Below are 20,815 nucleotides of genomic sequence, written 5' to 3'. Positions count from 1 at the left end.
GGCACGGAAGCGGAGGGGCACGGACCGGCATGGCAGAGCACATGAATACTGACCGCACGGGCACTGTGCGGATCGGGACGTCAGGCTGGAGCTATGACCATTGGGAGGGGGTCCTTTACCCGCCGGGACTGCCGGCCCGGGACAGGCTGGCGCACTACGCGGCCCGCTTCGACACCGTGKAACTGAACGCCAGCTTCTACCGCTGGCCCAGGGAGGACGCGTTCGCCGGCTGGCGGCGCCGCCTGCCCGATGGCTTTGCCATGTCCGTCAAAGCCCCGCGCGGCCTGACCCACGGCAAGAAGCTCTACGCCCCGGAGGCGTGGGTGGAGCGCATCACCCGGTGCTGGCACGAACTCGGCGACAAGCGGGCCGTCCTGCTCGTCCAGCTGCCGCCGGGCTTCGGGCGGGATGACGCCCGGCTGGACTATTTTCTCGCTGCGCTGCCCGAGTGGATCCGCGTCAGTGTGGAGTTCCGCCACCCGAGCTGGGACGACGCCGGCGTGTACGCCCTGCTGGAGCGGCACGGCGCGGCGTACTGCATCATGAGCGGTGCCGGGCTGCCGTGCGTCCTGCGCGCGACGGCCCCGTTCGTCTACATCCGGCTGCACGGCCCGGACCGCGACGCCCTCTACGCCGGTTCATACCCGGACGAGGACCTGCAGTGGTGGGCTGCGCGAATTGGCGAATGGCGGGCGGACGGCAAGGACGTCTTCGCCTATTTCAACAACGACGGCGGCGGCAACGCCGTGCGCAACGCCGCCGCGCTGCGCCGGCTGTTGGGCCAGTCGCTTCCCTGGTAGGCCGTGCGTCGCGGCGCGTCCGGCTCCGGGACCGCCGTCGCGGTACTACCGCCTCGGGCTAGTCACACGCACGGCGGGAGTCCGGCGCTGTGGGAGAGTGGGGGCATGGAATTGGCGTCACAACCAGCGCATCAGCGGCCCGTGTCCGGCACCAGGGCCTTTCGGCTCGCCCACTGGGTGTCGGACACCGTCAATGGGCTGCGCCTCAAGACGGCCCGACGCTGGAAGTTCATCCCGCAGACCGTCGCCTATCAGGGCTACGGCTCCACCGAGTGGGTCCGGGTCCTTGGCCGGGTGGTCCTAACCAGCAAGCCCGTGCCCGGCAGCAAGGCAGAACGACTTGTCCAGAACGGCAACCAGAACTTCCGCGGCTGGCGCGCCTTCACAAGCGTCCCCGTCCAGTTCACCGAGGTGGAGATCCGGCTCGGCGGCGTCACCACCCGCGTCCATGCGGACCGCGGCGGCCTGGTCGACACCGTGGTTCCCGTGGCGTTGACCCCGGGCTGGCATACGGCCACTCTGCGGGCCGAGGGAACGGAACCGGTCGAGGCCAGGATTTTCGTGATCTCAGCGGACACCAGGCTGGGCATTGTCTCGGACATTGACGACACGATCATGGTCACGGCGCTCCCGCGGCCTTTCCTGGCCCTGTGGAATACCTTCGTCCTGAACGAGCGTGCCCGGATGGCGACGCCCGGCATGGCTGTTCTGATGGACCGGCTCAAGGTTGAGCACCCCGAGGCCCCGGTGCTGTACCTGTCCACCGGGCCGTGGAACGCGGCGCCCACCCTGGCCCGCTTCATCGCCCGGAACCTCTATCCCTCGGGCGCCCTGCTGCTCACGGACTGGGGCCTGACCCACGACCGCTGGTTCCGCAGCGGCCAGGAACACAAGCGGCGGAACCTTGAACTCCTGGCCCAGGAGTTTCCGAACATGCGCTGGCTGCTGTTCGGCGACAACGGCCAGCACGATGAAGAAATCTACTCCGGCTTCGCCCAGGAGCACCCGGACCGGGTGGCCGCGATCGGGATCCGGCAGCTTTCGGCCAGCGAGGCCGTCTTTGCCGGCGGCCACTCCGATTCCGGTGACCACTCGGGATCCTCCGTTCCCTGGATCTACTCTCCCGATGGCGCCGGACTCGCCAAAGGCCTGCAGGACCTGGACCTGCTCTGAGGTAGGTCTGCGCTGACGTTGATCCGGGTAAGGGCCTCAGCCMGCCGGGCGGGGCGGTTCGACGTCGGCGGCTGGCTCCTGCTGTCCGACGGCGGCGGCGGCCCCGGGCCCGTGCGCGGCGGACGCCGCGTTCCGGGCCGCGATCACCTCCTGCAGCCAGTAGTACGAGGCCTTCGGCGTGCGGACCTGGGTGTCGAAATCGACGTGGACCAGGCCGAATGGCTGCTTGTACCCGGCGGACCACTCGAAGTTGTCCATGAGGGACCACACGTAATAGCCGCGAAGGTCCACGGACTCTGCGGCGCCACCGGGACGTGTGGCTTCCAGAGCCGTACCGAGGTGGTCCGCCAGGTACCGTAAGCGGCGCTCATCCGGAATGATCCGCCGGTCCGCCGCGGTGTCCCGGACCACGACGTCCTCGAAGCTCGCCCCGCCCTCGGTGATGTAGACCGGCGGAAGGTCCGGGTAGCGCTCGGCCATCTCGGCCAGTGCGACGGCCATGTATTCAGGCTTGACCGGCCAGCCGTAGGCCGTGTGCTCCGTGTCCGGGAACGACGCAATGTGGAAGGGCGCCCCGGGCGTCCCGCTGAGGTCATCCCCCATGGCCTCCGCCATGCCCGGCGGCACGGCCCCCTCGCCCGGGCCCGAGCCGACACGGGTGGGCATGTAGTAGTTCAGGCCGTAGAAATCCAAAGGCTGGGAGATCAGGTCCATGTCCTCGCTGGAGGGGCTGAACGAGGAGGAGAAGAACGTGGCTGCCCTGATGACGTCGGGGTACTTGCCGAGCAGCACGGGATCCGCGTAGAGCCGGTTCTGTGCCACGTCCATGAGTCCGGCGCTGAGCTTGTCCAGCGGGTTGGCGGTGGCGGGGACCATCGGCGAGTAGACGTTGGTCACGCCGATTTCACCGCGCACCTTGGCCGCACGCAGCGCCTGGAGCGCCAGGCCGTGGCCCAGCAGCTGGTGGTGCACGCTGGGCAGTGCCTTGAGCATGAGCTCTTCGCCGGGCGCGTGCATGCCCAGGGCGTAGCCGTTTGTGGTGACGGTGGCAGGCTCGTTGACCGTCACCCAGCGGTCTACGCGGTCCCCGAAGGCGGCCGCGGCGATKGCGGCGAACTCGCCCAGCCGGTACGCCGTGTCCCGGTTCATCCAGCCGCCGGCCTCCTCCAGCGGCAACGGGGTGTCCCAATGGTAGACAGTGGCCATGGGGGAAATACCGTTTTCAAGCAACAGGTCGATCAGCCGGTCATAGAAGCCCAGCCCGGCGGGGTTCACGGGTCCGCTGCCGCCGGGCTGGATCCGGGGCCAGGACAGCGAGAACCGGTAGGAATCGATCCCGAGGTCTCTCATGAGGGCCACGTCCTCGGGCATCCGGTGGTAGTGGTCGCAGGAGACCGCGGGGCTCTGGTCCTCCACGATCGCTCCGGGCTTCGCGGCGAAGACGTCCCACCCGGAGGGGCCGCGGCCGTCCTCATCGAGCGCGCCCTCGATCTGGAAGGCGGACGTCGCCACGCCCAAGGTAAAGCCGGGCGGAAGAAGGGCGGCCAACTCCTTGGCGGAAGCGTTCATCGACAGTACCCCTGTGTAGTTTCTGTGGTGGTTGACTGATCTTAGGCCTCCCCCAGKAGCGGGCGCCACGACCTCGCCGGTTTGACGGACGCCGGGGCATTGGCCAGTGTTGATCCGTGCACGTGAAAATTGAACACGCCGCCGACCGCCGGCCGCCGGCACGGCCCGGGCCGCGCCGGCAGGGTGCGGTCCTCGTCGGTTTCCTCGCGGTTTCMCACGCGGTGGCCTACCTGGCCTCGCGGGTCATCATCAGCAACGCCGGTGGCTGGTACGCGGCGGCGGACAAGGCTCCGTGGACTCCGCCGGGCTGGGCCTTCGGATCGGTCTGGATGATGCTTTACACGGCTATGCCCGTGGCTGCATGGCTGGTATGGCGGCAGCGCTCCGGGCCGGGCGCCGGGGTGAAATCCGCGCCGGACGCCGGGCAGCACAACGGCGCCATGACGGTCTACGGCATCCTCCTGCTCCTGAACCTGGCCTGGGCGCCGCTGTTCTTCGGCATGTATCCGATGATCGGCACGGCAGCCCTCTGGCTTGCCCTCCTGGTCATCGTGGCGCACGCCGTGGCCGCTTCGGCAACCACTGTCCTGTTCGGCCTCGCCAGCCGGGCGGCAGGCCTGCTCATGCTGCCCTACGTCTCGTGGATCGTGTTCTCCTGCAGCCTCAACGTCTATGCGGCCGCCAACAACTGAGCCCGGCCCCCCGGCGGCTCAGAAAACCGACGTCTCCGGCCCGAAGAGGAAGTCCTTGGCGTGAGCCACCGCCTTACGGAAAGCGTCGTTCCGCAGGCCGACAAGCTGCTCAGCCTCGTCCGCCGAAGGCTCCAGGTACTCGGTGRAGCCGGGCCGCAGCACCCAGATATCACCCGCGGGCGGCAGGTAGAACACGCCAAAGGAACGGTGCTGGTTGTCCTCGGCGGTCCAGACCGGAACCACCGCCAGCGCCGYGCCGGTATCGACGTTGATCCATTGGGCCCGGGGCAGCGGGGCCTCGTGCGCCTCCGGATCCAGKAACGGTGCCGTGCCTTGGCCCCAGCGCTTCTCGAAGCGTTMGTGGAACACCGGCATCAGGTGTGAATCGTAACGGCGCCATGCGCTCATGGACGTTCTCCTCCTACGTGGGAGTGGCTGATGATTGGGGTCGGCGGCCAGGCCAGTAACCCCTGGTCAGTGACCTCTGTATGGGGGCTGCTCCCGGCGGTGCTCTGGTTCCCAGCGGACGGGGAACACCCGCAGAAGCGGTTCCCGGCGCCGGATAATGCGCACCGGGATGTCACGGCCGCCGTGTCCGGCCCCGCTCGTCGACGTGCCGGCCGTGCCGGCCGTGCCGGCCGCCCGGCGGCCGCCGGCGTCGTAGTCCGCCCGGGTCCTCGGGTCCCGCAGCACGGCGAAGGCGTCCAGGATCGCGCTCACCTCGCCGGCGCCGGAATCGCCGGTACCGCGACCGGCCCCGGAGCTTCCGGCGTCGGGATGGTGCCGGCGCATCAGCGCCCGAAAGGCGCGGCCGATCTCCTGCCGGCTCGCGTCCGGAGACACGTGCAGGAGTGCATAGTAGCCGCGGTGGTCGGGGTTGTTCGAGGGCATTCTTGGGCTCCGCCGTGTGAAGCCGGAGCCTGCGCCGGGCCTGAGGCTCGGCGCAGGCTCCCGGGACTATTTGCCGATCTCCTGCAGGTTGTCCTGCGAATGGGTAATTTCAATCTTCCGCGGCTTGGCTTGTTCCTTCACGGGAACGCGGAGGGTCAGGACACCGTCGGCGTAATGGGCCTTGACGTTCTCGGTGTCCAGGGTCTCGCCCAGGATCAGTTGGCGGCTGAAAACACCGCGGGGGCGTTCGGAGACCGTCAGTTCCACATTGGGCTGCACGGGGTCCCGCCGTTCCGCCCGGACCGTCAGGACGTTGCGTTCAATATCGAGCCCGATCGAGTCGACGTTGACGCCCGGGAGGTCAAAGGCGACGACGAATTCGCCGTCCTCCTGCCACGCGTCCATGGGCATGGCGGCGGGGCGCGCCGTCGTTCCGAAGACCTGCTGGGCGAACCGGTCAAAGTCACGGAACGGGTCCGTCCGAATTAACATCATTTCCCACTCCTTCAGCGCGAGTTGGCTCCATTTTCTCCATCACMCGTCACTGTTTTTCTGTAGTGACGGATATAGATTTTTTATAGCACCGGTGACACACTGCTGCAAGGGGGGAATCGCAGGAACGGGAGGAAGACCATGGCGGAGAGCGGGTCGGAGGCAGGTCTTTACGCCATCTCCGTGGTGGCACATCTGGTGGGCACGGGACAGCAGAACATCCGGCTCTACGAGCGGCGGGGACTGCTCACCCCGGACCGCACCGCGGGCGGCACACGGCAGTACAGCGATGCTGATCTCGCGGTGCTGCGGCGGATCGGCGAACTCCTGGAAGAGGGCCTGAACCTGGCCGGGGTGGCCAAGGTGATGGAACTCGAGGCCGCCAATGCGCGGCTGCGCGCCGAACTCAAACGGGCGCGCAGCCGCTAACGGGGCTTAGTCCGTGCCCGGGCTTAGTCGGTGCCGGCGTMGGCGGTGGACAGCGTTCCGGTGATCCGCTCCCCCGGAATCCGGGCCGTCCGCCAGGTATCCAGCGCAATGACCCCGCCCAGCACCACGAGCGAGATCGAGAAGGCGCCCAGGGCATCGGTCATCCAGTGGTAGCCGAGGTAGAGGCGGCTGACTGCCGCGAAGAAGATCCCGATCCCCGCCACGATGAAGGCGATGATGGCCGACCGCGGGTTCTTCCGGCGCGAAAAGACCAGGTACGTGGTCACCAGCAGAAAATCGCACGCGCCCAGGACATGGCCGGACGGAAAGGAAAAGGTGGTGTCGGCGCCGAAGAGCATCAGGTCCACCGGAGGGCGGTGGCGCTCCACGATMCGGCCAATGACCTGCGCCAGGATCACGCCGGTCAGCATGGCGCCGGCCAGGAGCATGGGCCGCCATGCATGCTTGGCGGCCAATCCCCAGGCCACGGTGACGATCAGGACGATGATCGGCAGGCCGATGGGGCCGAACACGATCGCCAGGATGATCATGATGGTGGTTGCGGGTTCGCCGCGCAGGGTCACGAGCCAGGACCGCACGGGCTCGTCGGCCGCCGAGATGCCGCCATGCTGCAGGACACCTGTCAGGATCACGACGAACAGGACGACGCCGACGATCATGAGCCCGACGGCGGTGCGGTAGAGATTCCGGCGCGCCGACACGCTCATGAACCGTTCCTCGACGACGAACTTCTCGTKGAAGGTCCGCCACCGGCCCTGCGACTTATCCGATTGTGCTTCTGCCATGGTGCCGTGCCGCCTTTGCGCCGTTTGTGGACATTCTCTGCAGAAGATTATCCCCGTTGTCCGGCATTCGATACGCAGAATATCCGGGCGGGGCTCTTAACGGCCGTCTCTTCGGGGGTCCGGGCAGGCGCTCCGGCAGCCATTTAGCCCGTTCGCCTCGCGCGGAATCTGTCCAGTGCCGAAGGTCCCGGGTGGAAAAGGATCCGCAGGTCCAGGCCGCGGCGCTCCCCCGGACCCCATTTTAAGGACCGGAAGTCGCCGTCCGGCGACTTGACGCCCGGATAAATATGACGTTATTGTCCATTCAACTATTGGGGCCAAGAAAAGAACTCCAAGAAAGACTGTGCTATGACCCAAGTTACCCCGACCATTGAGATCCAGGTCGACAGCCGCAAAGTCCTCGACGACCGACTCAACGACGCCGTCCTCGGCCTTCAGCGGCTCGCGATGACCGCCGGAACCCACGGCATCCTGCTGACGCGGCACAGGCCGGGCCACTACACGGCGGCCCTGTCCGACCAGGTGCCCTTCGGCATGACCCGCGAGCTCGTTCACTGAGCCGGATTTCACCGGAACACCACAACGCGGGGTCATTTCCCGCCCGTCCACTGCTGGCGGGCGGGAAATGACCCCGCGTTTGTTCTTTAGCGGCCGCCCTCGAGCTTCCGGCTGCGCTGCTCCTGGGCCATCGGCCCGTACGGATAGACGCCGACGCGCGGCCCGCTGACCTCGGTCAGCCGCTCTGTTTCCGCCGCGGTGAGCCGGAGGTCCGCCGCTGCCAGGTTGTCCGCGAGCTGCTCGACGGTCCGGGCGCCCAGGATCACCGAGGTGACAGCCGGCCGGTCCGCCAGCCAGGCCAGGGCCACCTGGGACGGGCTCACGCCGTGCCGGCCGGCGGTTTCCTCGACTTCTGCAATCACGTCCCAGGTGCGCGGGTCGGCGTTGCGGGCCTCCCACGCCTCCATCCCCCGATTCGGATTTTCGCCGAGGCGGGTGGCCCCGGCGGGCGGCTGGTCGCGCTTGTATTTGCCGGACAGCCAGCCGCCGCCCAAAGGCGACCACGGCAGCAGCCCGATCCCGGCGTCGAGCGAGGCCGGAACGATCTCCGATTCGATCTCGCGGACCAGCAGGCTGTACTGCGGCTGCAGCGTCACGGGGGCACTCCAGCCCTGGGCCTTCGCTACGTGGACGGCCTTGGTCAGCTGCCAGCCCAGGAAGTTGGAGAAGCCGTAGTACGCGATCTTGCCGCTGGTGACGGCGTCGTGCAGGAACCGGAGGGTCTCCTCCAGCGGAGTGATCGGGTCCCACGCATGCAGCTGATAGAGGTCGATCTGCTCCACGCCGAGCCGACGCAGCGAGTCATCCAGCGCCCGGACCAGGTGGCGGCGGGAGGTCCCGACGTCGTTGGGGGCCTGGCCCATCGGGAAGCGGCCTTTCGTGGCCACGACGGCCCTGTCCCGGACGTCTGCCCGGTCGGCCAGCCAGCGGCCGATGATTTCCTCCGACACCCCCGAGCTATAAACGTCCGCGGTATCGATGAAATTKCCGCCGGCCGCGAAGTAGTCATCCAGGATGGCGCGGGACTGCTCCTCGGTGGCTTCGGCGCCAAAGGTCATGGTGCCCAGCGCATAGGTCGAGACGACGGCGCCGCTGTTGCCCAGGGTGCGGTAGTGCATGGAACTCCTCAGTGGTCGGTGGATTGGTCCCGGCTTCGTCAGTCGCGGGTGCTTCAGTCTTCGGTCGGGGTGGTCCGGTTCGAGTGGTAGGTCCGCCACGTGTGCTCGGGCGCGTAGCCGAGGAGGCGTTTGGCTTTGTCGATCGAGAGCATGGTTTCGTGCTCGCCAAGCTCCTTGACCACTTTGACGTCGGGGAAGACCTCGGCGGCCAGGCTGGCGCTGGAACGGCTCATCACGGTGTCGGCGTTGGCGATGATGAAGGCCTCGAAGCCGGGCTTGCCGTGCGCCAGGGCGCGGGCCACGGCCTGGGCGCCGTCGCGGCCGTCGATGTAGCCCCAGAGGTTCCATTTGCGCAGGGTCGCGTCGTGGTCAAAGGAGGGGAACTCCTCGTAGTCCTCCGGGTCCATCACATTGGAGAACCGCAGGCCCGTGATGCTCAGTTCCGGGTCCCAGCGGGTCAGCTGGATGGCCATCTGCTCCTCGAGGTGTTTGACCAGGGAGTAGGTGCTTTCCGGCCGGGCCGGGTATTCCTCGTCCACCGGAATGTAGGGAGGGTCGACGTCGAAGGGCAGCCCCAGTACCGTCTCGCTGGAGGCGTAGACAATTTTCTTGATCCCGGCACGGCGGGCGGCCTGGAACACGTTGTAGGTGGACTGCATGTTGTTCTCGAACGTGGCGGCATCGGGGGCATGCCCCGGGGCGGGAATCGCGGCCAGGTGCACCACGGCGTCAAAGCCGGTGTGGCGGTCCTCCAGGCCCAGGAACACGTCCACCACCTGGCCGTAGTTGCGCAGGTCCACCTCCGTGAACCCGGGGCTGCGCGCGCCCGTCCGGTCCAGGTTGGTCACATCGTGGCCGTCCTCGCTCAGCCGTCGGACGACGCTCCGTCCCAGCTTTCCGCTTCCTCCGGTAACAGCAACTCTCATCAGGAACTCCTCGGGTGGCAGGATCTGCAGACCGTCATGGTCCGGCACGGGCTCCGGCCCCAGGTCCGGCGCCGGCAGTCACCGTTCCACCCTAAGGGGAGCCGGGTGCTCTGCCCAGCCCCGCGTGACTTTCGGCCCTAGGCAGTCCCGGAAGCAGGGGGCAGGCTGGGGGCCATKAACGGTGATCAGCGCATTGTCGTGGGCGTGGACGGATCCGAGTTTTCGACGACGGCGCTCCGCCTCGCCGGGCGCATGTCGACGAGTCTGAACGTCCCGTTGGAGGTCATCACGTGCCTGGGCACCTCTGACTTCTTCCTGGCGTCCCACCTGCCGGAGGAGAGCACGCCCACCACCGCGCAGCTGGAAGAGACCGCCAAACGCCTCGTGGACCAGGCGCTGGAACGTGCCTTCGGGGACTCCCGTCCGGAAGGACTTACGCGCTCGGTCAAGTTCGGGGCGCCGGCCAAGGCCCTCATCGACGAAAGCAAGAACGCCCAGCTGCTCGTGGTGGGCAGGCGCGGGAAGGGCGGTTTCCTCCATCAGGTCATGGGCTCGGTGAGCGGGGCCTGCGTGGCCCATGCCCACTGCCCGGTGCTGGTGGTCGGCCAGAGCGCGGACGACCTGAGGGACCGGACCACGGGATGAACCGCGCCGGCCCCGCACCGGCACCCCGCAGGACCGCCCGTGCTGGCACAGCGCCGGCTGGGGTCCCTCGCCTGAGCGGCCCGCACATTCCGCCCCGGATCCGCGGACCGCTCGCGKCGCTTGCTGCTGCGGCGGCGGGTGCCGCATACGTCCTGGCCGTCCGGCCTAGGCTCCTGCGCTGGGGAGCCACCACCCAGGAAGCCGCCGGGCCGCTGCCCGGGGACGAGATCGTGCCCGCGCCGCGCATGCAAAGTACCCGGGCCGTCACCATCGCGGCCCCGGTATCAGACGTCTGGCCGTGGCTTGTCCAGTTGGGCGCCGGCCGCGGCGGCATGTACTCCTACGACTGGCTCGAGAACGMCGCGGGCCTTGGCATCCACAGCGCGGACAGGATTCTGCCGGACCTGCAGCATCTGGAGGTCGGTGACATCATTCCACTTTCCCGCGACGGCGGCCTGCCGGTCAGGCTTCTCCAGTCCCGGGCAGTGCTGGGCCTTGGCGGAACCATCGATCTGCGGACCGGGCGGGTGTCACCGGCCGGTGCGCCTCCCGCCGGGCCCTGGCTGGAGGCGGGGTGGACGTTCGTGCTGCGGCCTGCGGGCCCCCATGCCAGCCGGCTCGTGTCCCGCACCCGGTACGACTACTCACCCCTGGCCGCGGGCCTGGTGCTCCGCCCGTTGCTGGAGCCCGTGCAGTTCGTCATGGAGCGGCGGATGCTCCTCGGCATCCGCGCCAGGGCCGAAAGCCGGGCCAACGCGCGCGGCGGGCGTTACGGCAAGGCCCGCGGCCGGGGTCACGGCAAGACGCGCGGCGCCTGATTCCTCAAGCGGCTGCGATTTCCAGCGCCCGTGTTCATCAAACGCCCGCGGCGCCGGCACGCGGTCCGGTACCGTCCGGGGGCAGCAGGTAGTCGACAAACCAGTCCCGGGCCAGGATGGCCGCCGCGGCCAGCGTGCCCGGTTCTTCAAACAAGTGCGTCGCCCCCTGCACGACGGCGAGCTGGTTGGGGCACCGCATCATGGCCTTGGCCTTGCGGTTGAGCTCCAGGACCTCATGGTCCAGGCTCCCCACGATCAGGAGCGTCGGCGCGGTCACGGCGGAGAGCCGCGGGCCGGCGAGGTCGGGCCGGCCGCCGCGCGACACAACAGCCGCGATCCGTGCCGAGGGCTCCGACGCCGCCCACAGGGCGGCCCCGGCGCCCGTGCTGGCACCGAAGTAACCCACGGCGCAGGACGCCGTATCCGCCCGGGTGGCAAGCCAGTCGGTTGCCGAGGAGAGCCTGCGGGCCAGGAGTTCGATGTCAAAGACGTTGGCGCGGTTGCGCTCTTCCGCAGGCGTCAGCAGGTCCAGCAGCAGTGTGCCGAGCCCGGCCTGCTGCAGGACCCCGGCCACGTAAYGGTTCCGGGGGCTGTGGCGGCTGCTGCCGCTGCCATGGGCGAACAGCACSACGGCCCGGGCCGGCACCGGAAGGTGGAGCTGGGCCTGAAGCCGCACCCCGCGGGACGGGATCTCCACTTCCTCTTCGACGTCGGCGGTGCCGTCCGCGTGGGTGAAGTACGGCGCACGGGACGGCGGCGGCGCGGATTCCTGGCGCTTAGCCGCAAGATCGAGCAGGCGCACCACCTCGTCGTCGTCGGTGGGAGAGAAGTCCCGGTAGTGGTAGCCGACCGCCGTGAACTGGCGCGGCGTTGCCAGGCAGACCACTTCATCCGGCTCGGTGAGGCTGGCGAGGGTATCCGCCGGGGCAACCGGAACGGCAAGGATCACCCGTGCCGCCCCCTGTTTGCGGGCGATCCGGCAGGCCACACGGGCCGTGGAGCCGGTGGCGATCCCGTMGTCGACGATCACCGCGATGCGTCCGGTCAGGTCCTGCCGGGTCCGGCCCTTCCGGAACAGGACCACCCGGTTTTCCAGCACGGCGCGCTCGCGGTCTTCAACTGCCTGGAGTTCGTGGGCGCTGACCMGCGCATGGGCCAGGACCTGCTCGTCCAGGACCTTGGCTCCGCCTTCACCGATCGCGCCCATGGCGAGCTCCGRCTGGTACGGCAGTCCGAGCTTTCGCACCACGATCACGTCCAGGGGGGCGTCCAGTGCGGCGGCAACCTCGAAGGCGACGGGGACGCCGCCGCGCGGTAGTCCCAGGACCACAATGTCCTGGCCACGCAGTTCCGCCAGACGCCGGCCGAGCTGCCTCCCGGCGTCGACCCTGTCTTGAAAAATGCTCATGGGTTATGGCTTTCCAGTCGATATGTCGGCCATCGGCCCCATCAGTCCTGGACCGCTGAAACTGGTGTCCCTGCGGGCCCGGCGAGCCGGAAATGGGCCAGGTGGCCGCTCCCTCCAACTATCCGCCCGACGCTGTCACCCGGTGAGGGCCTTTGTGCCCGATTTTGCGCCGGCGGCGCCAGCCCGGGCCACGGTTGACGAGMAGCGGCCTGGCCTCCGGGATGCTGAAGCGTGCGGCCCGGCGGGCGATGCGGTGGGTCCGGCCGCGAAGCCGGACCGGCCGGGGCGGGAGAGGCTGCTGCGCGGCCCGGGCGTAGAACCAGACTTTGGCCAGTTCAACCAGCACCAGGTACACCGCGCCCATCCCGAGCAACGCGATGAAGAACGGCGTCGGCAGCGGATCGAAGCCCAGCACCCCGGCCAACGGCGAGAACGGCAGGTACACCCCGACGGCCACCACGCCCAGGGACGCGCTCACCAGGCCCACCGACGGCCGGCTCCGGAAGAAAGGCACGCGCCGKGTCCGGATGACGAAGATKATCAGCGTCTGCGTGACGATGGATTCGATGAACCATCCGGCGCGGAATTCGCCGGGAACYGCGTCGAAKACGAAGAGCATCAGCGCGAACGTCGCGAAGTCGAAGATGGAACTGATGGGGCCGAACAAGAACATGAAGCGCCGGATGAAGCCGATGTCCCAGTGCGACGGGGCCAGCAGCTGTTCCTTGTCCACCCGGTCGCCCGGGATGGCCAGCTGGCCGGCGTCGTAGAGCAGGTTGTTCAGCAGGATCTGGCCCGGCAGCATGGGCAGGAAGCTCAGAAGCACCGAGGCCGTGGCCGCGCTGAACATGTTGCCGAAGTTGCTGGAGGTGCCCATCAGGACGTACTTGATGGTGTTGGCGAAGATCMGCCGGCCTTCCATGACGCCTTCGGCCAGGACCCCCAAGTCTTTGTCGAGCAGCACGACGTCGGCGGCGTCCTTGGCCACGTCGGTGGCGCTGTCGACGGAAATGCCGATGTCCGCGGCGTGCAGCGCCAGGGCGTCGTTGACGCCGTCGCCCATGAACCCCACGGCGCCGCCGCTCTTGCGCAGCAGCCGGATGATCCGGGCCTTCTGCTCGGGCGAAACGCGGGCGAAGATACTCGCCTCGCGCGCGGCGGCGGCCAGCTCGTCGTCGGTCATGGCCTCCACCGCGGCGCCGCTGAGCGTTCCGCCCGAGAGGACGCCGAGTTCATCGCAGACCTTTTCGGCGACCCTGGCGTTGTCACCGGTGGCGATCTTGACGGAGATKCCCAGCGCCTCGAGCTGGTCGAGGGAAGCCCGGGCGTTGGCTTTGGGCCGGTCCAGGAAGATGAGGAACCCGGCCAGGACAAGGTCCTTCTCGTCGGCCGGGGTCAGGTCCTCCAGCCCGTCCGCGGGGCGGCTCGCGACGGCCACCACCCGGGATCCGGCGTCGAACTGCTCGTTCAGCAACGCCTGAACGTCCGCCGGGGTGTCCACGCACAACGCGAGGACATCCTCCGGCGAGCCCTTCGTGATGAGGCGGGCGGGGCCGCCGTCGTCGCTGACCAGCACGCTGGTCCGGCGCCTCAGGTGGTCGAAGTCAATCACGTCCAGGCGTTTGTAGCGGGCGGCCTGGAACGCCGCTGCCTCCGGTGATGCCCAGAGGGCGGCGTCCAGCGAGTTCAGGCCCACCGGGGAGGCCTGGGATTCTGCGTAGTCTGCCTCGGTCGCCAGCAGCCCCAGCGTCAGCAGGTCAGCGGAGGCGATGCCCGGGCGGGCGGGCAGCGCGGCCGTGAAGCTGATCCGGCCCTCTGTCAGGGTCCCGGTCTTATCCGTAACCAGGATGTCCATGTCGCCGAGGTCCTCGATGCAGACCAGCCGCTTCACCAGCACCTTCCGCCGGGCCAGTTGCCGGGTACCTGTGGCCAAGCTGGTGCTGACCACGGCCGGCAGCAGCTGCGGGGTAATGCCGACCGCGATCGCCAGCGAGAACAGCAGCGATTCGATCACCGGGCGGTGCAGGAGCAGGTTCGCGACAAAGATCAGCGAGGTCAGCCCGATGGCCACCTGCAGCAGCAGGAAGGAGAAGCGTTTGAGGCCCAGCTGGAACTCCGTCTSGKGCTGCCGTTCGCCCAGTCCCAGTGCGATCCGGCCGAACTCTGCCCGCCCGCCGGTGGCGACCACCACCCCGGTGCAGGAGCCKGACTGGATCACGGTCCCCATGAACAGGCACGACGTCAGGTCACCCAGCGCCACTGCGCCGGCAACGGGGGCGGGGTCCTTGCCGACCGGCAGCGATTCGCCGGTCAGGATGCTTTCATCGCACAGCAGGTCTTTCGCGGTCAGCACCCGCATGTCAGCCGGAATGATCGCGCCGATCCCCAGATGGACGACGTCGCCGGGCACCAGGGCAGTGACCTCGACCTCGCGGGCGGTCCCGTCGCGGACGACGACGGCGCGGTGCGTGACGCGCGAATGCAAGGCCTCCGCAGCGCGTTCGKCCCGGAATTCGTTACTAAATCCGAGCCCGACGCTGACCAGCAGGATCACGCCGATCACGATCGCGTTCGTGGCGTCCCCGAGGAACAGCGAAAGCCCCGCGGTGATGAGCAGCAGGATCAGGATAGGGCTGGCCAGCTGCCGACCCAGCACCGACCACCCGCTGGCCATGTGGGTCCGCACCGCGTTGGGCCCCAGCTCCGCGAGGCGCCTGTCCGCCTCCGCGCCGGTCAGTCCGGTCGCACCCGAGCCCAGCTCTCCCAGCACCGCAGCCACGGGCTGGCCCGCGGCACGGGAAATCGCCAGCGGAAKGGAGTGCGACTCCTTGACGTCGAGCTCTGGCATGCGGCATCCGTTCACGACAATTCACTTAAGGCAAAGCCTACGTGCCCAAGCGAAACGGTTCAGCAGTCTGTGGCCCCGCCGGCGCCGTCTGGAGCCCCGCGTATCCGGATGTATATAATCTCCCGGTACGGTTTTGCAGCAAGCCGTTGGATTGTTCTTCGATCCGGCCGGCCGMTGCCGTATCCGCCACTTGCCACGGTGGGAAGCACCGCCGGGTCGTCTTGACCTGAGGGAAACGGCACAACAGAGAAGTGGTCAGCGAGTCAACCGCAAATTCAATAAACCAGCACCTGCATGAACTGGTGCTCAGCAGTTCGGACGTGGAGGAGTTCCTCAGCGAGCTCGCCCGTGTGTCGGCGCGCAGCCTCTCAGAGGCCGGGGACGAGATCCTGTGCGGCATCACGCTCCTGCGGCACAAGAAGGCGGCAACCGTCGCCAGCAGCAGCCCCGCCGCACAGGCCATGGACGAAATCCAGTACGCCTACGGCGACGGCCCCTGCATGACGGCGTCCCGGGAGCAGGCAACCGTTCACATTGCCGACCTTGAACGGGACGACCGCTGGCCCCATTACGCCGCGACGGTCCGCGGGCACGGCTTCCGGTCCATCCTGGCGCTGCCGTTCCTGCTGGAAGGCGAGACCCGCGCCGCTTTGAATMTGTATTCGCACCGGCCGGGCCGGTTCGATCACCGCGCCACGGAACTGGCCCGCGACTTCGTCCACCAGACGTCCATGGCCCTGCGTCTCGCGGTGCGGTTCGCTCACAGCAGCGATACCGCGGCCAACCTCAAGGCCACCCTGGAGACKCGGACCGGGATCGACGTCGCGGTCGGCATCATCATGGCGCAGAACCGCTGTAGCCAGGACGAAGCGTTCGAGCTCCTGAAGTCGGCATCCAGCGCCCGGAACATCAAGCTTCACGCCCTCGCGGCCGGCGTCGTCGAGTCACTGGGCCAGGGACCCACCCGGACGCACTTCGAGGTCTAACCCCGGCTTCGAGGCCTMACCGCCGGCGCGGATTTCCCGGGCCGTTCACGCCGGACCCGGCAGTGTTTCACCTGCMGGCGCGCGCATGCCCGTGAAAGCCAGAATCGCGTCGCGCACCTCGACGGCCCGGTTGTGCTGCACCACGTGCCCCGTTCCCTGGACTTCCAGCAGTTGCCCGAAGCGTGCAACTCYGGCCAGCCGGCGGCTCCAGTCCGCGTCCGCCACGGGGTCGTTGGCTCCGCGCACCACGAGGACCGGCGCGGTGATGCCGGTGATTTTCTGAGCCATGGGGTACTCCATCATGACCCGCAGTGTTTTGACGTACCAGGAGGGCCCGCACCGCAGGTAGTCGGTGAAGACGAGGGCGTTGGAGGAGGGGCTTTCGTAGAACAGGCAGTCCCGGCCCAGCGCCAGGGCCTGCTGCGCTACGGTGCGGCGCTCGGGGTCCACGACCGGCCCCATCAGCACCAGGTGCGAGACCCGCCCGGGCTCCTGGAGCGCTGCTTCGGTGGCGAACTGTGTTCCCATCGAGTGCCCAACCAGCACAAACCCGGTCACGCCCAGCTGTTCCATGGCGTCCAGGACGTAGCGGGCGTGCTCGGCGATGGAGAGCGTATGTTCCGGTCTGGGCGTGGCGCCGAACCCCGGCAGGTMAATGGAATAGGTGTCMGTAGAGCCGGCAAGAAGCCGATGCAGGCGGCGCAGGTAGCGGTGTGAGGCGCCGATCCCGTGGAGGAGCACGACGGCGGGCGCGTCCGCGCCGCCCCGTCTCCGCGACGCGGCTTCCCGCGTCGCGAAAACGTGGCCGGTATGGCCCGCCGCGTGGACTTCCACGCGGACCGGGTCGGTCATGCCGTGCGTGACCGCAGGACGGTGACGGACCGGTCGCGGACGATCAGCGTGCTCACGGGCGATTCGACCTGCTGCTCCGGATCGGTGGACAGCACGAGTTCCCATTCCTGTGCGGGAGCGGCCGGGACGGTGAATTCGACGCCGTTTTCGGCAGCGTTGAGCAGCACGGCGAAGGAATCGGCGCCATCGTGCTCGAGCACAAAGGCGATGGCGCGGTGATCCGCTGTCCAATCCTCAGCAGTGAATCCCTCGGCGTCGGMGCGGAGGACCCGGACGGTGTCGGCGCTGCCTGCCTCCGGTGCGTGCCGGAACCAGGCCGGACGGAGCGCCGGGTTCTCGCGGCGGAGGGCAATGAGCTCCGTGGTGAACCGCAGCAGCCCGTCGTCGACCTTGTTCCAGTCGAACCAGGAGATCTCGTCGTCCTGGCAGTAGGCGTTGTTGTTGCCGCCTTGGCTCCGGCCCATCTCGTCGCCGCCGAGAATCATGGGCACGCCGGTGGACAGGAGCAGCGTCGCGAGGAAGTTCCGGCGTTGCCGGTCACGCAGTTCGTTGACCCCGGCGTCGTCGGTGGGTCCTTCGACGCCGTGGTTGGCCGAACGGTTATCGCTCTCGCCGTCGTTGTTGTCTTCTCCGTTGGCTTCGTTGTGTTTCTCGTCGTAGGCCGTCAGGTCCGCCAGGGTGAATCCGTCGTGGGCGGTGATGAAGTTGACGCTGGACACCGGGGCCCGGCGGCTGCCCTCGTAGACGTCGGGGCTCCCGAGGAAGCGCTGGGCGAAGTCGCCCAGGACGTTGTCGCCGCCGTGCCAGAATTCACGGGCGTCATCGCGGAACTTGCCGTTCCATTCAGACCAGTCGGCAGGGAACCCGCCCACCTGGTAGCCGGCGGTGTCCCACGGTTCGGCGATCATTTTCACCGGGGCGAGCACCGGATCCTGCTGGATCAGGGTGAGGAAGGCGCTGTGGAGTTCGGCACTGCCGTCCTGGCGGGTCAGTGTGGTGGCGAGGTCGAAGCGGAACCCGTCCACGTGCATCTCCGTCACCCAATAGCGCAGCGAATCCATGATGAGGCCCAGCGCCGCCGGGTGCCCCACGTTGAGGCTGTTGCCGGTGCCCGTCGTGTCGAAGTAGGCGGATTCCTCGCCCTCCACCAGCCGGTAGTAGGCCTCGTTATCGATGCCCTTGAAGGACAGCATCGGGCCCATGTGGTTGCCCTCGGCGGTGTGGTTGTAGACCACGTCCAGAATCACCTCGAGGCCGGCCGCGTGGAGGGCCTTGACCATCGCCTTGAACTCGGCGACCTGCCCTCCGCCGTCGCCCGCGGCGCTGTAGTCCCCGTGCGGGGCGAAGAAGCCGATGCTGTTGTAGCCCCAGTAGTTCCGCAGGCCCTTTTCTTCCAGATGGCTGTCCTGGACAAATTGGTGCACCGGCAGCAGTTCGACGGCGGTGATGCCGAGATCGGTGAGGTGCTTGATGGCGGCCGGGTGCGCCAGGCCGGCATAAGTGCCKCGKATCTCTTCCGGGACCTCGGGGTGCTGCCGGGTGAAGCCCTTGACATGGACTTCATAGACCACGGTGTCGGCCAGCGGAACCCGCGGGGCGACATCGGGGGTTCCCTCGTCCCAGTCGAAGGACGGGTCTGTCACCACGCAGCGCGGAACAGCCGGGGCGGAGTCGGTGGAGTCGAACTCGGCCGGATTGTCCAGATCATGGGCGAAAACCGCCTGGCCCCAGTMATAGCCGCCTTCGATTGCGGTGGCGTGCGGATCCAGCAGCAGTTTGTTGGCGTTGTGGCGCAGTCCGGCGTCGGGGTTCCACGCGCCGTCGACCCGCAGGCCGTAGCGGGTGCCCACGGTGACGCCKGGGACGACGCCGTGGAAGACGTGCCCCGTCCGCTCCGGAAGAGTTGTCCGGGCCTCCTGGCCGTCGGCGTCGAAGGTACAGAATTCCACGGAGTCCGCAGTCCGGGAATGGATGGCGACGTTGGCGCCGTCGTGGCGCAGGGTGACCCCAAGGGGGTACGGGAGGGAACGCGGGGCGGCTGCCGGGGTCATGGGTGCTCGTTTCTMTGCAGAATGGTCACCCCATTGTAGTAAGCATGCTGACTACAATTCGGACGCCATGCCAAATGCCGGACCCGCCGCGGCCGGTTCCGGCTGTTCAGGTCTCCCGCTTATCCCGCTCTTCGAACTCCTCATCAAGGTCATAATGCCGGAATTCCGTCTCCGGGTTCGGCTCTCCCTCCGCCACGTACTCGTAGTCGAGCTGGCGCTGGACCTGGCTGTCGAGGACCTGGAGATCCTTGTCCGCGACTTTGCTKAGGTCCTCGGGGAATTCATCGTCCGGGCTGAGGTGCAGCTTCTCGGTCATGGCGTGCCTCTCTCGGCCAGGAGGATGGACTCGAATCTGCACTGTCCTGGCCGACTTCAGGATAGCTCTAACTGACGGCCGGGCCGAGGGGCCTTGCGCCGTGAACCGGCGCCGCCTTGGGGCTGCGCGTTCCCTGAGCCCCAGCGCGGGGCGCCGGTCCGGCTCAGGCGACCTCGGGACCGACGTTCACCAGCCAGTCCACCCCGAATTTGTCCTTGCACATGCCGAAGATATCGCCCCAGGGCGCCCTCTCCAGCGGCATGGCGATGGTGCCGCCGTCGGCCAGCTTCTCGAAGTAGCCGCGGAGTTCGGCTTCGTCGGATCCGCTCAGCGACACGGAGAAGTTGTTGCCCGGGGTGTAGTCCATGCTGTTGGGGGTGTCTGCCCCCATGAGCACCAGGCCGCCGTCAGTCCGGAGCTGGCCGTGCATGATTTTGTCCTGCTCCGCCGGGTCCTCGCTGGCGTGGTACTCGGCGAAGGTACTCATGGTCAGCTCACCGCCGAACACCGACTGGTAGAACGTCATAGCGTCCTTGGCGTTGTCGCGGAAGCCGAGGTAGGGATTGAGCGTGGTMATGCGGGACTCCTTGCTGCTGGGGCGCAGGCCGGGGCGGCCGAAGCGGCGGTGCACATTACACGGCATATCCTGCCCCAAAACCGGCGGGGCGGGTAGGCTCCCGGCAGACAACAAAAGAACAGCGGCCGACGGCGGTGCTCACCGCCGTCGGCCGCTGTGGCGGGCCGGAATATCGCCCAGTTCTAGCCGTTGTCCACTAGGCCGTCTGGCCGGCGTGCTCGCCCTCGGCGATTTCTTCCAGGAGTTTGGCGTTGAAGGCCGGGAGGTCGTGCGGGTTGCGGCTCGTCACGAGGCCCTGGTCCACCACGACTTCCTGGTCGCTCCAGTTCGCGCCGGCGTTCTTCAGGTCCGTCTGGAGCGTGTGGTACGAGGTCACGTTCCTGCCGCTGACCACACCGGCATCGATCAGCAGCCACGGTCCGTGGCAGATGGAGGCCACCGGCTTGTGCTGTTCGAAGAACGCMCGGGTGAACGCCTGGGCGTCCTTGTCGACGCGGAGGTGATCCGCGTTGACCACGCCGCCGGGGATCACGAGGGCGTGGAAGTCGGCGGCATCGGCCTGGCCGACGGCGAGGTCCACGGCAAACGTCTGGCCTTTCTCGGTGCCGTCATAGCCCTGCAGCTTTCCGGTCTTGGGCGAGACCAGGGTGGGCACTCCGCCGGCTTCCTTCACGGCATTCCACGGGCTGGTCAGCTCCACCTGCTCCACCCCGTCCGTCAGCAGGAACGCGACCTTCTTGCCCGCAATGTTGTGCTCTGACATGTGTCCTCCTMATACCGGGGCGCGGATCCGGGCGGCCTTGGGCCGCGACCGGCGCCCGCGCAGGAATCATTGGGCTTGCGGTTTCAACTCTAGGAAC

General features: G+C 67.9%; 22 protein-coding genes. 8 read left to right on the top strand and 14 right to left on the bottom strand.

From position 1 onward, the window contains the following. The first annotated feature begins 41 nt into the window (after positions 1-41). Together AC1DBQ_RS03655 and AC1DBQ_RS03650 are read left to right on the top strand one after the other, a co-directional pair. Positions 42-800: a DUF72 domain-containing protein gene (locus tag AC1DBQ_RS03655; protein ID WP_476927210.1), complete on the top strand. Its 759-nt coding sequence runs from the start codon at positions 42-44 to the stop codon at positions 798-800. A 105-nt stretch (positions 801-905) separates the two neighbouring features. Beyond that, positions 906-1,973 (top strand): App1 family protein, encoded by a 1,068-nt coding sequence (locus AC1DBQ_RS03650; RefSeq protein WP_476927209.1) that lies wholly within the window; start codon positions 906-908, stop codon positions 1,971-1,973. Positions 1,974-2,009: 36 nt separating this feature from the next. On the opposite strand, the gene AC1DBQ_RS03645 is transcribed toward AC1DBQ_RS03650, so the two are convergent. Next, positions 2,010-3,542, bottom strand: a complete 1,533-nt coding sequence (locus tag AC1DBQ_RS03645; protein WP_476927208.1) for a GH1 family beta-glucosidase — start codon at positions 3,540-3,542, stop codon at positions 2,010-2,012. Between the two features lie 122 nt (positions 3,543-3,664). On the opposite strand from AC1DBQ_RS03645, the gene AC1DBQ_RS03640 reads away from it, so the two are divergent. Then, on the top strand, positions 3,665-4,234 hold the full coding sequence (locus AC1DBQ_RS03640) for a TspO/MBR family protein (protein ID WP_476927207.1): 570 nt from the start codon (positions 3,665-3,667) through the stop codon (positions 4,232-4,234). 18 nt (positions 4,235-4,252) lie between these two features. Here the strand turns inward: AC1DBQ_RS03640 and AC1DBQ_RS03635 are convergent, their stop codons facing one another. From AC1DBQ_RS03635 to AC1DBQ_RS03625, 3 genes are all read right to left on the bottom strand, one after another. Further along, a complete protein-coding gene (locus AC1DBQ_RS03635) occupies positions 4,253-4,642 on the bottom strand; it encodes a hypothetical protein (protein ID WP_476927206.1) in 390 nt (129 codons plus the stop codon). A 66-nt stretch (positions 4,643-4,708) separates the two neighbouring features. Further along, positions 4,709-5,125, bottom strand: a complete 417-nt coding sequence (locus AC1DBQ_RS03630) for a J domain-containing protein (RefSeq protein ID WP_476927205.1) — start codon at positions 5,123-5,125, stop codon at positions 4,709-4,711. Positions 5,126-5,191: 66 nt separating this feature from the next. Continuing rightward, positions 5,192-5,620, bottom strand: coding sequence for an Hsp20/alpha crystallin family protein (locus AC1DBQ_RS03625; protein WP_272914140.1), 429 nt, complete (start codon positions 5,618-5,620; stop codon positions 5,192-5,194). A 138-nt stretch (positions 5,621-5,758) separates the two neighbouring features. Here AC1DBQ_RS03625 and AC1DBQ_RS03620 point away from each other — a divergent pair, with 138 nt between their 5' ends. Then, a complete protein-coding gene (locus AC1DBQ_RS03620; RefSeq protein WP_091256005.1) occupies positions 5,759-6,046 on the top strand; it encodes a MerR family transcriptional regulator in 288 nt (95 codons plus the stop codon). Between the two features lie 23 nt (positions 6,047-6,069). Here AC1DBQ_RS03620 and AC1DBQ_RS03615 read toward each other — a convergent pair whose 3' ends face one another. Continuing rightward, positions 6,070-6,852, bottom strand: coding sequence for a phosphatase PAP2 family protein (locus tag AC1DBQ_RS03615; protein WP_476927204.1), 783 nt, complete (start codon positions 6,850-6,852; stop codon positions 6,070-6,072). Between the two features lie 348 nt (positions 6,853-7,200). Between AC1DBQ_RS03615 and AC1DBQ_RS03610 the strand changes: the two genes are divergently transcribed. Continuing rightward, complete coding sequence (locus AC1DBQ_RS03610) at positions 7,201-7,410, top strand: hypothetical protein (protein ID WP_091256002.1); 210 nt, start codon at positions 7,201-7,203, stop codon at positions 7,408-7,410. Between the two features lie 86 nt (positions 7,411-7,496). Here AC1DBQ_RS03610 and AC1DBQ_RS03605 read toward each other — a convergent pair whose 3' ends face one another. Then, on the bottom strand, positions 7,497-8,528 hold the full coding sequence (locus tag AC1DBQ_RS03605; RefSeq protein ID WP_476927203.1) for an aldo/keto reductase: 1,032 nt from the start codon (positions 8,526-8,528) through the stop codon (positions 7,497-7,499). 53 nt (positions 8,529-8,581) lie between these two features. After that, a complete protein-coding gene (locus AC1DBQ_RS03600; RefSeq protein WP_476927202.1) occupies positions 8,582-9,454 on the bottom strand; it encodes an NAD-dependent epimerase/dehydratase family protein in 873 nt (290 codons plus the stop codon). A gap of 198 nt (positions 9,455-9,652) precedes the next feature. Between AC1DBQ_RS03600 and AC1DBQ_RS03595 the strand changes: the two genes are divergently transcribed. Further along, entirely contained in the window at positions 9,653-10,099 is a 447-nt protein-coding gene (locus AC1DBQ_RS03595) for a universal stress protein (RefSeq protein ID WP_476927201.1), read from the top strand. Further along, positions 10,096-10,917 (top strand): SRPBCC family protein, encoded by an 822-nt coding sequence (locus AC1DBQ_RS03590; protein WP_476927200.1) that lies wholly within the window; start codon positions 10,096-10,098, stop codon positions 10,915-10,917. The genes AC1DBQ_RS03595 and AC1DBQ_RS03590 overlap by 4 nt, the downstream gene beginning before the upstream one ends. Positions 10,918-10,954: 37 nt before the next feature. Here the strand turns inward: AC1DBQ_RS03590 and AC1DBQ_RS03585 are convergent, their stop codons facing one another. Beyond that, positions 10,955-12,325, bottom strand: coding sequence for a phosphoribosyltransferase family protein (locus AC1DBQ_RS03585; RefSeq protein ID WP_476927199.1), 1,371 nt, complete (start codon positions 12,323-12,325; stop codon positions 10,955-10,957). A 118-nt stretch (positions 12,326-12,443) separates the two neighbouring features. Beyond that, complete coding sequence (gene mgtA, locus AC1DBQ_RS03580; protein WP_476927198.1) at positions 12,444-15,173, bottom strand: magnesium-translocating P-type ATPase; 2,730 nt, start codon at positions 15,171-15,173, stop codon at positions 12,444-12,446. Between the two features lie 251 nt (positions 15,174-15,424). Here mgtA and AC1DBQ_RS03575 point away from each other — a divergent pair, with 251 nt between their 5' ends. Continuing rightward, the gene (locus AC1DBQ_RS03575; RefSeq protein ID WP_476927197.1) at positions 15,425-16,159 is read left to right on the top strand and encodes a GAF and ANTAR domain-containing protein; all 735 of its coding nucleotides are present in this window, start codon (positions 15,425-15,427) and stop codon (positions 16,157-16,159) included. 45 nt (positions 16,160-16,204) lie between these two features. On the opposite strand, the gene AC1DBQ_RS03570 is transcribed toward AC1DBQ_RS03575, so the two are convergent. From AC1DBQ_RS03570 to AC1DBQ_RS03550, 5 genes are all read right to left on the bottom strand, one after another. Beyond that, entirely contained in the window at positions 16,205-17,011 is an 807-nt protein-coding gene (locus tag AC1DBQ_RS03570) for an alpha/beta fold hydrolase (protein WP_476927196.1), read from the bottom strand. Beyond that, entirely contained in the window at positions 17,008-19,062 is a 2,055-nt protein-coding gene (glgX, locus tag AC1DBQ_RS03565) for a glycogen debranching protein GlgX (RefSeq protein WP_476927195.1), read from the bottom strand. The genes AC1DBQ_RS03570 and glgX overlap by 4 nt, the downstream gene beginning before the upstream one ends. A gap of 106 nt (positions 19,063-19,168) precedes the next feature. Then, the gene (locus AC1DBQ_RS03560) at positions 19,169-19,378 is read right to left on the bottom strand and encodes a hypothetical protein (RefSeq protein WP_476927194.1); all 210 of its coding nucleotides are present in this window, start codon (positions 19,376-19,378) and stop codon (positions 19,169-19,171) included. Between the two features lie 163 nt (positions 19,379-19,541). After that, positions 19,542-20,009 (bottom strand): VOC family protein, encoded by a 468-nt coding sequence (locus AC1DBQ_RS03555; protein ID WP_476927193.1) that lies wholly within the window; start codon positions 20,007-20,009, stop codon positions 19,542-19,544. Between the two features lie 142 nt (positions 20,010-20,151). Beyond that, positions 20,152-20,718 carry a type 1 glutamine amidotransferase domain-containing protein gene (locus tag AC1DBQ_RS03550; protein ID WP_476927192.1) on the bottom strand — a complete coding sequence of 189 codons (567 nt, stop codon included), beginning with the start codon at positions 20,716-20,718 and terminating at the stop codon, positions 20,152-20,154. Positions 20,719-20,815 lie beyond the last annotated feature (97 nt).

The organism is Arthrobacter sp. 10T413_2 (assembly GCF_056394205.1).
Note: the sequence above shows the minus strand (reverse complement) of the source record. Positions and strands in the feature narration are given on the sequence as shown.

Bases quoted from the DNA above. Each gene is read 5' to 3' on its own strand.
- AC1DBQ_RS03600 (WP_476927202.1), bottom strand. From the start codon at position 9,454: ATGAGAGTTGCTGTTACCGGAGGAAGCGGAAAGCTGGGACGGAGCGTC.
- AC1DBQ_RS03620 (WP_091256005.1), top strand. From the start codon at position 5,759: ATGGCGGAGAGCGGGTCGGAGGCAGGTCTTTACGCCATCTCCGTGGTG.
- AC1DBQ_RS03610 (WP_091256002.1), top strand. From the start codon at position 7,201: ATGACCCAAGTTACCCCGACCATTGAGATCCAGGTCGACAGCCGCAAA.
- AC1DBQ_RS03630 (WP_476927205.1), bottom strand. From the start codon at position 5,125: ATGCCCTCGAACAACCCCGACCACCGCGGCTACTATGCACTCCTGCAC.
- AC1DBQ_RS03625 (WP_272914140.1), bottom strand. From the start codon at position 5,620: ATGATGTTAATTCGGACGGACCCGTTCCGTGACTTTGACCGGTTCGCC.
- AC1DBQ_RS03650 (WP_476927209.1), top strand. From the start codon at position 906: ATGGAATTGGCGTCACAACCAGCGCATCAGCGGCCCGTGTCCGGCACC.